We start from the raw sequence: 12,473 nt of genomic DNA, 5'->3' as shown, positions 1-12,473 counted from the left end.
GCGACGAGGTACGAGGCTCAGGGCCTGTCCGGCGATTCCCGTCTGCCCGGGGCCCTTCGGGCGACGACGCGAATGGTCGGACAGGCCCCACGAGGCTCGCCGGGAACCCCGGCACGAGGGGCCGCTTCCGGCGTGGCAGAGTGTGCGTGTGCCCACCACTGATTCCGCCCGTGCCACCGACGCCGCCGATGTCTCCCGCGCCGTGAACGCGGCCGATGCCGCCCTCGGCGGGTCCGGACGCCCCATCGATCTGCGCAGCGACACCGTCACCCGGCCCGGCGAGGCGATGCGCCGGGCGATGGCCGAGGCCGAGGTCGGTGACGACGTATTCGGTGACGATCCCACCGTCAACGCGCTCCAGGAGCGGATCGCCGGGCTGCTCGGATTCGAGTCCGCGCTGTTCGTCTCCTCGGGGACGCAGAGCAACCTGTGCGCTCTGCTGACCCACTGCGGCCGAGGGGACGAGTACATCGCCGGGCAGATGGCCCACATGTACCGGTGGGAGGGCGGTGGCGCCGCCGTGCTCGGAGGCATTCAGCCCCAGCCGCTGCCGCACCGGGCGGACGGGACGCTGGACCCGCTGGACATCGCGGCGGCCGTGAAACCGGACGACTCGCACTTCGCGCGCACGCGGTTGCTCTGCCTGGAGAACACCATCGGCGGCCGGGCCGTGTCGATGGACTACCTGAAGACCGCCACGCACGTGGCCCGCGACCACGGACTCGCCACGCACCTGGACGGGGCACGGCTGTTCAACGCGGCGGTGGCCGGCGGGGGCGACCCGTACGAGCGGGCACGGCTGATCGCCGGCCACTTCGACAGCGTGTCGGTCTGCTTCAGCAAGGGTCTGGGCGCGCCGGTCGGCTCGGCGCTCGTGGGATCGCGGGAGTTCGTGGCCGAGGCACGGCGCTGGCGCAAGGTCCTGGGCGGCGGGATGCGGCAGGCCGGCGTGCTGGCGGCCGCGGCACTCCACGCGCTCGACCACCACGTGACGCGGCTCGCCGACGACCATGCGCACGCCGCGCTGTTCGCGGAGAGCCTGAAGGACGTGCCGGGTCTGACCATGGAACCCAGCGGGACCAACATGGTCTTCGCGAGTTCCGCCCCCGGCCTCGAGACCGACGAGGTGCGCGACCGGCTGGAGCGTCGGGGGCTGCTGTGCGCGGGATACCCGGGCCAGTTGCGCTTCGTGTTCCACCTGGACGTGACGCGCGCCGACACGGAACGCGCGGTGCGGATCGTGCGCGAGGTGCTGGCCGAGACGGCGACAGGCTGATCCCACGGGGCCGTCGGCCCGGGCGTCGGGGGAGGGCCGAAGCCGGTCCCCGGCACACGTGCTCCCGGCGGGCGTCAGTCCACCGGCCAGGTGTGGACCGGTGCGTTGAGGTGCATGTAGTCGATGTACTGCCGGGTCATGCGTCGCAGGGCCTCGTGACGGCCGCAGTGGTCCGACGATTCGAAGCGGTGCAGCATCTCCTTCTGCCAGACCGCTCCGTTGCGCACGGTGACGCACCGCTGCTCGATGATGCCGAGCAGCGGCTCCCGCCAGGCCTCGTCCATGCCCGAGAGCTCCAGGCCCCGGTGCGCCAGCGGCAGCAGCCGCCGCAGGACGAGTTCGGGCACCGGCACCTCACCCGTTCCCGGCCAGTAGAGCCGGGCGTCGATACCGTTCCGGGCCGCGGCGTGCAGGTTGTCCTCGGCGGCCGAGAAGGACATCCGCGACCACACCGGCCGGTCCTCCTCCACCAGGGCGCGGGTGAGACCGTAGTAGAACGCGCCGTTGGCGAGGGTGTCGGCGACCGTCGGGCCCGCGGGCAGCACGCGGTTCTCGACTCTCAGGTGCGGCCTGCCCTCGGCGACGGCGTAGACCGGACGGTTCCACCGGTAGATCGTCCCGTTGTGCAGGGTGAGTTCGGGCAGCTCCGGTGTGTCCCCGTGGTCCAGCGTCTGCGTGGGGTCCTGGTCCTCGCACAGGGGCAGCAGCGCGGGAAAGTAGCGCAGGTTCTCCTCGAAGAGGTCGAAGACGCTGGTGATCCACCGTTCCCCGAACCAGACCCGGGGCCGTACGCCCTGCGCCTTGATCTCCTGCGGGCGGGTGTCCGTCGCCTGCTCGAACAGCGGGATACGGGTCTCGTGCGCCAGCTCCTTGCCGAACAGGAAGGGCGAGTTGGCCGCCAGCGCGACCTGGACCCCGGCGATCGCCTGCGCCGCGTTCCAGTAGTCGGCGAACTCCTCCGGCGACACCTGGAGATGGAACTGCGTGCTCGTGCACGCGGCCTCCGGCGTGATGGTGTCCGCGTAGGTCCGCAGATGGTCGACGCCGTCCACCTCGATGAGCAGATCCTCGCCGCGCGCCGCGAAGACCTGCTCGTTGATCAGTTGATAGCGGGCGTTCTCCGACAGGGCGTCCGGTCCGACGTCCGTCTCCCGCAGGGTGGGCAGGATGCCGATCATGATCAGATGGACGCCGATCGTCCTGGCGCGCTCGTCCGCGTGGTTCAGGGCGGCGCGGATCTCTTCCTCCCAGGCGTCGGGGCCGCCCGCGATCAGCCGCCGGGGCGGAACGTTGATCTCCAGGTTGAACCGGCCCAGCTCGGTGTCCCAGGCGGGGTCCGCGATGGCGTCGAGCACGTCGGCGTTCCGCATCGTCGGCTCGCCCTCGATGTCGGTCAGGTTCAGCTCGATCTCCAGGCCCACCCGGGGGCGCTCCACGTCGAACCGTGACTCCCGCAGCATCTGCGAGAAGGCGTCGAGACATTCCTGCATCTTGATCCGGTACCGGCGACGGTCCTCGCGGGTGAAGACCAGCGCCGGAACGTCGCGTCCCATCGGTCCTCCCGGTGGCCCCACGGATACCTCTCCCCTCCAGCGTCGCACCATGGGGCGGGTCTGACCATGCGGGACGCTCCCGCACCCCGGGCCGGAGCCGGGGACGGCGGTCACCTGTGGTGTCCGGTCCGTTTCGGAAGGTGGCCGGGGCCGCGGTGGTCCGGCCCTTTCCGGGAGCGGATCCCCCGCAGTGGTTTGGCCCGTCCGGCGATGGATCCCGCGTGGTGGTCCAGCCCTTTCCAGGGAGGGATCCCCCTAGGGCCGGGCAGACGGGAATTGTCAGACAGGCCCTACGGACGGCCGCGCCCTCACTCGGGCTCCCGTCACCTGCCGTCGCCTTCGACAGAGGGGCGCATGAGGCCGAGGTCGTCGCCCCAGGCGTCCAGCACGTCGCCGTGTCCGGCCGCCCTGGCAGCTTTCTCGACACGGGCGAACAGGTGCCGTTGCAGGGCTGTGTCACCCGTGGCCGAGACGCGGTCCACGGCACGCAGCAGCGCGTCGGTGTCCCAGCCCGGCAGCGGGTACCGGGCGAGCTCCCACTCCAGGTACTTGTTGTACGGGCGGGGGCGGCGGTCCAGAGCGAAGAGCAGCTCGAGCAGGAGCCGCATGCTGTCGGCGGCGTCGAGACGAGCGGCGAGAGCCAGGCCGTCGCGGTGGTTCTTGACGGAGCGGTAGAGGGAGTTGGCGTAGGCGTCGAGCCATTCGCCGGAGCTCCGGAACGCCTCGTCGGCATCCAGCCGTGCCCAGCGGCCGAGGACACGGGCGATGCCTCCGTCGAGCCGGTCGAGCACGATCCGGGCACGGGCGAGGGCATAGCGTTCCCACCCCGGGATCCCGGCTCCACGGAACTCGGTGAGCGTGACGACGACGAGGTCGAGTCCGGTCCCGCGATGGCTCGCGAACCGGGTCGGATCGGCACTGGTGCCGTCGGCGACGACGACGTAGAGATCGTGGTCGGAGTACGGGGTGGTCATGCCGTCATGGGCTCGGGACCCTTTGAGGACGAGGCCGACGACGGCCGGGTCGGCGGTGGCGAGTTCGACGAACGCGTCGTAGCCGAGAGGCTGTTGAGCACGCATGGTACGGATCTCCGGTGAGGTGACGACGGGTGTGCCTGCCGGGGGCTACCGCGTTACGAGGCGCCCCGTACCGTCCGCGGCCGCGCGGGGCGGCCACCTGGAAGATCAACGCACGGACGGACTCTACCGCCCGGCCGGTCGCGAGGCAGTAGGATCGCCGCGGTGCACCCGGTGGCCGCGCTCCTGGTGGGGGACGGCGTCCTGGACCCGGACCGGACGGACAGAGCTCGTCGTCAGACGGTGATGACCACCTTCGAGCGCGCGTGTTCCCCTTCGAGGTACCGGACGGCCTCGGCAGCTTCGCTCAGGGGGTAGGTGCGGTCGATGACAGGAGTGAGTTTCCCGGAGTCGGCGAGTTCCCGCAGGGCCGCCAGGTTCTCCTTGCTCGGTGTCGCCACGAGGACGAGCAGCCGGTGGCGGGCGAAGCGTGACATCACCTGCCCCCTGATGAGGAGCCCCATCGGCCCGATGACACTCCCGCCTTCGAATACGCCCCCACCGGAGAGAACGATCGTCCCCGTGGGTTTCAGGGCGCGGCGGAACCCGGTCAACGAGTGGTTCCCCACCAGGTCGAAGACGACGTCGTACCGCTGTCCGTTCCGGGTGAAGTCCTCCTGGGCGTAGTCGATGAGGTGATCCGCGCCCAGTGACCGAACCAGTTCGCCGTTTCGCGCACTGCACACGCCCGTCACTTCCGCGCCGAACGCCTTGGCGATCTGCACCGCGAAGGTGCCCACACCTCCTGACGCGCCATTGATCAGTACCTCCTGCCCCGGCTGTACCTGGGCCAGGTCCCGCAGGCCCATCAGCGCGGTGTTCCCCGCCAGCGGCAACGCGGCCGCCTGCTCGAAGGACAGCGCGGCCGGCTTCGGCTCCACCACGTCGTCCGAGGCGCACACGAACTCGGCGAACGCGCTCTCGGTCTCGCCGAACACCTCGTCGCCGGGACGGAACCGCTTCACGGCTCTGCCCACCGCCTCCACCCGGCCCGCGAAGTCCGTGCCCCTGATCTTCGTCTTCGGACCGCTCACCCCGAGTCCCAGGCGCGCCAGGTACGGGTCGCCCCGCATGAGGTGCCAGTCGCGGGCGTTGACCGAGGCCGCGTGGACGCGGACCAGTACCTCTTCGTCGGCGACGGCCGGCGTGTCGACCTCTCTGAGTTCCAGGACGTCGGGTGAGCCGTACCGGTCCTGGGCGATCGCCTTCATCGGGCCTCCGTGACGCACGAGTTCGGTGCGGGATGGAACGGCTGACCGGATGTTCAGCACCACTCACGATGGTAGGCAAGCGACGACGGCATGGGTATCGGGGCGAATCCCTAGGTGACGCGCGGAGGCGGTTCCCGGGCGCGGGGGTCAGCCGCCCTGACCGGCGCTTCCGACCGGGCCGACCTTCACCGGGGCGCCGGCGCCGTCCGTCACGGGCAGCGTGGGGCCGCCCGGCCAGGCGAGGGTGACCGTCTTCGTCTCGTTCGGCGGGGTCACCAGCAGGCCGGTGACGCGGACGCCGGAGCCGCCCGACTTGTTGAGCGGGTAGGTGATGCCGAAGGCGATCGACTGCCCGTTCTTGAGGATGCTCTGGCCGGCCGACGCACCGGTGCGCTTCGCGGACACCGTTCCCGAACTCGTCTTCAGGTCGACGCCCGCGTACCCGGAAATCGCGCAGTCCCGGCCGCCGCCGTTCTTGAATTCCACCGCGACGGTGCCGTCGGGGTCGCCGTCGATGGTGTTGTCCTTCGCGGTGACCTCCAGCTCGTCGGTGTGGCACCGGTCGACCTTGCCGCTCGCGCCGGAGCCGGTACCGGCGGTCGAGCCCTTCCCGGTCGAGCCCTTCCCGGTACCCGCCCCGCCGCTCTGATCCGAACCACCCGAGTCCGAACCGCCCGAGTCCGAACCCCCTCCCTGATCCGCACCGTTCGAGCTCGAACCGCCGCCCGGGGCGGACCCATGGGACGTGGCGGACGGTGCGCTCTGCCCCGTACCGTCGTCCCCGTTCTGGCAGGCCGTGAGCGAGAGACCCGCGGCGACGGCCAGGGCGGCGAAGGTGAGCCTGTGAACGCGCATCGTTTCATCCTCGGTATCGGTCGGTAGTGCCGGCCGCTCGGTACGAGCGAGCGTTTCCGAACCCCAAGAGCCGGTCCGACCCGGCACGCGTTCCGCCCGACCACCGGGTAATACAGGCCTGTTACACGCGAGGCACCGGACACCCTTTCCTACGCCGGCTCCGACACGACCGGGGGCAGCGGTTCCCGGGCCGTGTGCCAGGCCGGGGGAAGAGCGGCGACTCCCGTGCGAGCGGCGATCACCCCGCCCGCGACGGCGCAGGTGGTGTCGATGTCACCGCGCCCGGCGACCGTGAACCACAGGCCCTCGTGCAGGTCGTCGAGGTACCCCGCCGCGCACCACAGCGCGAAGGGCACGGTGTCGGGCCCGGACATCCTGTAGCCGGAGCCGAGGACCTCCGCGGCGTGCCGCACCGAGGTGCGCTCCGGCATCCGGGCCGCGATCCGCACCCCCGACCGGACGTCGCTGTCGGGGAGTCGTTCGGCGACGGCCTGGAGGAAGTCCGGTCGTGCCGGAGCGCTTCCGCCCCGGCTGCGCGTTGCCAGCGCCGCGGCGAGGGCGACCGCCACCGCCCCGGTCACCGCCTCCGGGTGGTGGTGCGAGACCGCGCCCTGACGGGCGGCCTCCTCGGCGACCGTGTCGAGGTCGGCGGCGTGCCAGGCGCCGAGCGGGGCGGCGCGCATGGCCGCGCCGTTGCCCCAGGAACCCAGGCCGCCGAACTGTCCGGCGACCACCTCCCGCCAGGGTTCGCCCGTGCCGATCCGACGGAGCACGTCATGCATCGAGGCTCCGTAACCGCGGTGCGTGTCCTCGGTGTAGGCGGCCGCGAAGCGCAGGGCGAGGCGGTCCTGGTCGATGGTGCCGCCGCCCTCGGCGAGTTCGCGCACGAGGACGAGGGCCTGGGCCGTGTCGTCGCTCCACCGCCACAGCGGCTCCGGGGGCAGCGTCCGCGCCTCGAGGGCCGCGGGACCGTTCCGGCGCAGGATGCCGAACCAACGGTCACCGAAAGCGTCACCGAAGGCAAGCCCGTTCAGCGAGTCCAGAGCGGCGGCAGGCACGTTGATCATCGGAGCAGTATCACAGCGCGACGGCACTCCGGCACTCCGTTATCGGCGCGGGCACGCTTCTGGTTCGGGCATGCCGCCGGGCGACCACGGTCACCACCAGGACAGGGGCTTGTCCCCTCGAGCAACGGCACACCCTCAGGTGGCAGGGGCCGCGCATACGGTCACATCGGTCTCCTCGCCCGCTGCCAGACCCGCTTCGCAGAGTCGGCCGCCGCTCTCGCGCAGGTCGAGGCGGAAGCGCGTGGCCTCGCCGTCCTGCTTGAGGCCGTGGATGCGTTCGTCGATGTACCCGAGGCTGTTGAGGGTCTTGCGGACCTTGGTGGGGGTGGGTTCCGGGACCGCCTGCAATGCCTGGATGATGCGCTGTTCGTGCTGGACGCTCGCGCACCGATCGCGGTCGCTCAACTCCGTCTCGGGCCCTGTCGGGGCGCCCGGCTCGATCGGGCCGGGCGGTGGAGTCTCCCCAGGGGCGAGGCTCTGTTGCCCGTCCGGACCGGTCGGCTTCTTGTCAGTCGGTCCCGAAGCGGCCCCGTCGGTCGAAGAACACGGCTGCGCAACCTTGTCGAGCATGGCCGCGAACGCCGCCTGCTCGGCCGACGACGCGGCATTCACCTCGGAGCCGGCGTTCTCGGGCGGGCCGCTCCGTGATCCATCGCCACTCGGCTCGTCACCGCCGCAGCCGGACAGCGCCAGAGCGCCCAGAGCGGCAGTCACGAGGATGCGCCCCGTGCGAGCCGAAGCGCCGATGGAGACGGGGCTACGTGTCATCCGCACAGTCTCCGGCCTGCGCTCCATATCCCGCCTGAGTACGCGTACTCAGGCGGGATGAGTAGCCGGGCAGGTTTGTTCTTCTGCCCGAAGAACGGCCAACTCCCTTTGTTTTTAAGGGGGTTGTGCGAGCGAACAGACCTGATCTACTGTCCGCACCGTTCCTTGAAGAGTCATTCACATTTTCAACACGAGGGGGGAACTCGTGCGCAGAATTGCGCTGCCCGTATTTGCCGCAATGTCCTTATCCCTGCTGCTCCCGCAGGGGGTGGCGGGTGCGGCGCCTTCGGGCGCACCGCCCGCCGCGGCGGCCGCAGTCGTCGATCAGCCGCTGGCGGACGGCGAGATCCAGCAGGTCGGCCCCGGTCAGTACTCGACCGCGGAGCAGTCCTTCGAGATCTACGAGACGGACGTGGCAGAAGGCCTCATGAGCCGCAGCCACACCGTCAGCGCCCAGGCGGGCGGTGTCGCCGAGCCGGAGTCCGCACCCGCGTCCCGCGCGGACATGGGCGTCTTCGGTCCGGGCTGGAAAGCCGAGTTCGTGGGGGGCCAGCTCGACCGCAAGCTGGAGCGGAAGACCGACTCCGTCGTCGTCACCGACCTCACCACGAACACCCCGATCACCTACGCTCTCAAGAGCAGCGTCGACTATCCGAGCGGCGGCGGCGTCAAGAAGTACGCGACCACCGAGGGCGACAAGCTCACCGAGACCGCCAGGTTCGACGAGACGTCAGGCACCCTGGTGTCCACCATCGCCGAGGTCGTCAGCGTGGCCGGATCAGCCGCGGACGCGGACCAGTCCGCCGACACCGATGCCGACGCTCCCGTCAATATCGACAAGCTGACCCCCACCTACACCTGGAAGCAGGCCGCCCCGGGTACCGACGCCTGGCGCGTCACCGGCGTGGGCACCGTGGCCGACGGCAGTCTCTCCACCGTCGGCTACGACACCAAGGGCCGGGTCTCCACCGTCACGGAGGCCCCCGTCGGGGACACCCCGGCGCAGTCGCTGAAGGTCAGCTACTCGACCGCCACGACGGCCGGTGGCACGACCCCCGGCGAGTTCACCGGGCGCGCCAAGGAGATCAGCGTCACCACCGGCGCGACGACGCAGACGCTCGCGCGCTACTCCTACGACGCTTCGGGCCTGCTGCGTTCGGTGGCCAACCCGGCCGAGGGCACCGAGCCGGTCTCCTCGTACGCCTACGACTCCATCGGACGTGTCTCCGACGTCACCTCGCCGTCCAACGGCGACTGGGACCTGAGTTTCCCGGGCAGTTCGGCCGCCCCGGACGTCGAGCCGGTCGGCCCCGCACGCCCGAGCTCGGAGGCGCCCCTCGAGGGTGCGGCCGGCATCACCGACGAGGCCGCCACCGCCCCGCCGGCGACGGACTTCTCCGACGGAGAGATCACCGACCCGCAGGCCTACCCCCGTCACTGCGACCGCGCGATGGACTGGATGTGGTACCTCAAGAGCGGCTGCGCCGCATGGGCCGCGCACTACGGCTGGCACAAGCCGTACTGGAGGTACACGCCGACCGGGTTCCGCGTCGCGGGCATCATCTACGACGGCTGCAGCACTCCCGGCCCCAACATCAGCAGGCCCTACGGCTTCGACTTCCGGACCGCGTGCGACACGCACGACTACGGCTACGGCCTGATCGGCAACACGTACAAGGGCTACAGGTACTACCTCGACCGCAGCAAGAAGGGCGCCGTCGACAACGTCTTCTACACCACGATGAAGACGTACAGCTGCAAGGCCTACTTCATCACCAAGAGGCCGAAGTGCTACTCCCTCGCGTACAGCTACTTCCGGGCCGTGGGCCTGGCGGGCAACCCGAGGAACGGCGCCAACGCGACCTGACCGAGACCGCGGCGTCTTCTGACGGCGCGTAGCGCAACATCACGCACGAGCATGCCGGCCGGGCATGACGGAGCCGGGTGGCGCAGACCTCTCGCCACCCGGCTCCCCTCCCCGGCGGACCCGTGCAGCACTTCCCGGCACCACACCGCTGTCCTCCACACGTCGCTCCGGGCTGAGTCACGCCTGCCTCCCACGGCCGGGCCAGGACGAGCCCCCTGTTCACCGAGGCGCTATGAAGAGAACGAGCTGGATGACGGTCGTCACCGCGATGACGGCCCTCTCCCTCGCCGCTGCGATACCGGCCCAGGCGTCCGCGCCACTGAGCCCCCCGACAGCCGCTGAAGCCACTTCCGACCCCATCGACCCGCCGCTCTACGACAAGACCGCGAACGGCAAGAAGGTCCGCGTCAACGTCCTCACCAAGCAGCGCGCGGACCTGCCCGCCGCGGCCGGCACGGGCAGGACGGTGCAGACCTTCCAGACCCTGCCGCTGGTCACGGTCAAGGTGGACCAGGCCGGCCTGGAGCAACTGGCCGCCCAGAGCAACGTGGTCAGCGTCACCGAGGACATTCCGGCGCGGCCGTCACTGGACCAGAGCATCCCCCTCATCGGCGGAACCGCGCCCGCCGCAGCGGGCAAGACCGGTGCGGGCACCGCGATCGCCGTGCTGGACACGGGAGTCGCCACCAGTCACCCGTTCCTGAAGGGACGGGTCGTCGCCGAGGCGTGCTTCTCGCCGGCCGACGCCGACTCCTCCGCCACCAGTCTGTGCCCCAACGGCGCCGAGGAGCAGGAGGGCACCGGCTCGGCCGACTCCGAGACCGGGCCGTGCGCGACCGTCGCCGAATGCGACCACGGAACCCACGTGGCCGGTATCGCCGCGGGCAACGGCAAGGACATCACCGGAGCCCCCGCTCGCGGCGTCGCTCCCGGGGCCGGCATCGTCGCCATCCAGATCTTCAGCAAGTTCAGCTCGGAGGACTTCTGCGGCGCCGGCGCCGCACCCTGTGTCGGGAGCTTCACCAGCGCCCAGCTCGCGGGGCTCGAGAAGGTGTGGGAACTCAAGCAGTCCGGGACACCGATCGTCGCGGCCAACCTCAGCCTCGGCAGCGGCCGGTACGCCGGTGCCTGCGAGAGCGACCCCCGCCAGGCGGTGATCGACCAGCTGCTCGACTCCGGTGTCGCCACCGTCGTCGCGGCCGGGAACAACGGATACACCGACGCGGTCAGCGCGCCCGCCTGCGTCTCCTCCGCCCTCACGGTCGGTGCCACGACCGACGACGACGAAGTGTCCGCCTTCACCAACCGCGGCCCGCTGCTCGACTTCTTCGCTCCCGGCACCAGCATCGTCTCCTCCGTCCCCGGCGGCGGATACGTCTCCAAGACCGGCACCTCCATGGCCGCCCCGCACGTGGCCGGCGCCCTCGCCCTCCTTCGCCAGGCGTTCCCCACCAAAAGCATCGCCGCCCTCGAAGAGCTGCTGAAGTCCACCGGAAAGCCCATCACCTACACCGGCGCCACCACCACCCGCATCGACATCGGCAAGGCACTCGCCTACAAGTCGGACAAGCCCGGCGACTTCAGCGGTGACGGCAAGTCCGACGCCGCCTACCTGTACGACTACGGAGCCAACTCCGACGGCACCAGTCACTCCGGCCTGTGGCTGCAGACCTCGAACGGCAGCGGCTTCAACAACCCGGTGAAGGAGTGGGACTCGGGAACCGGGTCCTGGAACTGGAGCCTCAGCAAGACCGTCTCCGGTGACTTCAACGGTGACGGCAAGTGGGACGTCGGCGTCCTGTACAAGTACGCCGACACCTCCGACGGGCGCGGTCACTCGGCGCTGTGGACCTTCACCTCGACGGGCAGCGGCTTCAACGCCCCCGTCAAGCTGTGGGACTCGGGCACCGGTGACTGGCACTGGGACAACAGCGACCTGGTGTCCGGTGACTTCAACGGTGACGGCAAGTGGGACGTCGGCGTCCTGTACAAGTACGCCAACACCTCCGACGGGCGCGGCCATTCGGCGCTGTGGACCTTCACCTCGACGGGCACCGACTTCAGGAGCCCTGTCAAGCTGTGGGACTCCGACACCGGTTCTTGGACCGCGGACTTCAGCAAGCTCGTGTCCGGTGACTTCAACGGTGACGGCAAGTGGGACGTCGGCGTCCTGTACAAGTACGCCAACACCTCCGACGGGCGCGGCCATTCGGCCCTGTGGACCTTCACCTCCACCGGCGCAGGTTTCAACAAGCCGCTCAAGCTGTGGGACTCGGGCACCGGCGACTGGCACTGGGAGAACAACGACCTGGTGTCCGGTGACTTCAACGGTGACGGCAAGTGGGACGTCGGCGCTCTGTACAAGTACGCCAACACCTCCGACGGACGGGGTCACTCGGCCCTGTGGACCTTCACCTCCACGGGCGCCGACTTCAGAAGCCCCGTCAAGCTGTGGGACTCGGGCACCGGTTCCTGGACCGCGGACTTCAGCAAGCTCGTGGCGGGTGACTTCAACGGCGACGGCAAGTCGGACGTCGGCGCTCTGTACAAGTACGCCAACACCTCCGACGGGCGCGGCCATTCGGCCCTGTGGACCTTCACCTCCACCGGCGCCGGCTTCAACAACCCCGTCAAGGTCTGGGACTCGGGCACCGGCTCCTGGACCTGGGACCGGACCAGAACCACCTGATCCCTGACCCGATCACCTGACAGAGCACACCGGAACACGGAGCCCCGGGTGGCGGAACACACTGCCGCCCGGGGCTCCGTCCCGTAGTCGGTGGTGACGCCGAGCAGCGCG

Annotated in this window: 9 protein-coding genes; 3 read left to right on the top strand and 6 right to left on the bottom strand. The window is 70.2% G+C overall.

What is annotated here, in order from left to right:
- The first annotated feature begins 148 nt into the window (after positions 1-148).
- Positions 149-1,276: a low-specificity L-threonine aldolase gene (ltaE, locus tag ACFYW9_RS23165; protein ID WP_389153447.1), complete on the top strand. Its 1,128-nt coding sequence runs from the start codon at positions 149-151 to the stop codon at positions 1,274-1,276.
- A gap of 74 nt (positions 1,277-1,350) precedes the next feature.
- Here the strand turns inward: ltaE and ACFYW9_RS23160 are convergent, their stop codons facing one another.
- From ACFYW9_RS23160 to ACFYW9_RS23135, 6 genes are all read right to left on the bottom strand, one after another.
- Positions 1,351-2,829: a glutamate--cysteine ligase gene (locus ACFYW9_RS23160; protein ID WP_389153444.1), complete on the bottom strand. Its 1,479-nt coding sequence runs from the start codon at positions 2,827-2,829 to the stop codon at positions 1,351-1,353.
- A gap of 323 nt (positions 2,830-3,152) precedes the next feature.
- Positions 3,153-3,908 carry a hypothetical protein gene (locus ACFYW9_RS23155; RefSeq protein ID WP_389153441.1) on the bottom strand — a complete coding sequence of 252 codons (756 nt, stop codon included), beginning with the start codon at positions 3,906-3,908 and terminating at the stop codon, positions 3,153-3,155.
- Positions 3,909-4,141: 233 nt separating this feature from the next.
- Positions 4,142-5,116, bottom strand: coding sequence for an NAD(P)-dependent alcohol dehydrogenase (locus tag ACFYW9_RS23150; protein WP_389153438.1), 975 nt, complete (start codon positions 5,114-5,116; stop codon positions 4,142-4,144).
- 147 nt (positions 5,117-5,263) lie between these two features.
- The gene (locus tag ACFYW9_RS23145; protein ID WP_389153435.1) at positions 5,264-5,971 is read right to left on the bottom strand and encodes a DUF4232 domain-containing protein; all 708 of its coding nucleotides are present in this window, start codon (positions 5,969-5,971) and stop codon (positions 5,264-5,266) included.
- A gap of 149 nt (positions 5,972-6,120) precedes the next feature.
- Positions 6,121-7,038 carry an ADP-ribosylglycohydrolase family protein gene (locus ACFYW9_RS23140; protein ID WP_389153432.1) on the bottom strand — a complete coding sequence of 306 codons (918 nt, stop codon included), beginning with the start codon at positions 7,036-7,038 and terminating at the stop codon, positions 6,121-6,123.
- 135 nt (positions 7,039-7,173) lie between these two features.
- The gene (locus tag ACFYW9_RS23135; RefSeq protein ID WP_389153429.1) at positions 7,174-7,806 is read right to left on the bottom strand and encodes a hypothetical protein; all 633 of its coding nucleotides are present in this window, start codon (positions 7,804-7,806) and stop codon (positions 7,174-7,176) included.
- Between the two features lie 238 nt (positions 7,807-8,044).
- Between ACFYW9_RS23135 and ACFYW9_RS23130 the strand changes: the two genes are divergently transcribed.
- Together ACFYW9_RS23130 and ACFYW9_RS23125 are read left to right on the top strand one after the other, a co-directional pair.
- Complete coding sequence (locus ACFYW9_RS23130) at positions 8,045-9,673, top strand: phospholipase A2 (RefSeq protein ID WP_351874832.1); 1,629 nt, start codon at positions 8,045-8,047, stop codon at positions 9,671-9,673.
- 232 nt (positions 9,674-9,905) lie between these two features.
- On the top strand, positions 9,906-12,362 hold the full coding sequence (locus tag ACFYW9_RS23125) for a S8 family serine peptidase (RefSeq protein ID WP_389153425.1): 2,457 nt from the start codon (positions 9,906-9,908) through the stop codon (positions 12,360-12,362).
- The last annotated feature ends 111 nt before the right edge of the window (positions 12,363-12,473 follow it).

It is taken from the genome of Streptomyces sp. NPDC002698, from assembly GCF_042888945.1.
In the GTDB taxonomy this organism is placed as follows: domain Bacteria; phylum Actinomycetota; class Actinomycetes; order Streptomycetales; family Streptomycetaceae; genus Streptomyces.
This window is presented reverse-complemented; position numbering and strand designations above follow the sequence as displayed.

Excerpts from the sequence above, each read along its gene's own strand:
- ACFYW9_RS23160 (WP_389153444.1), bottom strand. The coding sequence starts at position 2,829 with ATGGGACGCGACGTTCCGGCGCTGGTCTTCACCCGCGAGGACCGTCGC.
- ACFYW9_RS23155 (WP_389153441.1), bottom strand. The coding sequence starts at position 3,908 with ATGCGTGCTCAACAGCCTCTCGGCTACGACGCGTTCGTCGAACTCGCC.
- ACFYW9_RS23150 (WP_389153438.1), bottom strand. The coding sequence starts at position 5,116 with ATGAAGGCGATCGCCCAGGACCGGTACGGCTCACCCGACGTCCTGGAA.
- ACFYW9_RS23145 (WP_389153435.1), bottom strand. The coding sequence starts at position 5,971 with ATGCGCGTTCACAGGCTCACCTTCGCCGCCCTGGCCGTCGCCGCGGGT.
- ACFYW9_RS23140 (WP_389153432.1), bottom strand. The coding sequence starts at position 7,038 with ATGATCAACGTGCCTGCCGCCGCTCTGGACTCGCTGAACGGGCTTGCC.
- ACFYW9_RS23135 (WP_389153429.1), bottom strand. The coding sequence starts at position 7,806 with ATGACACGTAGCCCCGTCTCCATCGGCGCTTCGGCTCGCACGGGGCGC.
- ACFYW9_RS23130 (WP_351874832.1), top strand. The coding sequence starts at position 8,045 with ATGTCCTTATCCCTGCTGCTCCCGCAGGGGGTGGCGGGTGCGGCGCCT.
- ACFYW9_RS23125 (WP_389153425.1), top strand. The coding sequence starts at position 9,906 with ATGAAGAGAACGAGCTGGATGACGGTCGTCACCGCGATGACGGCCCTC.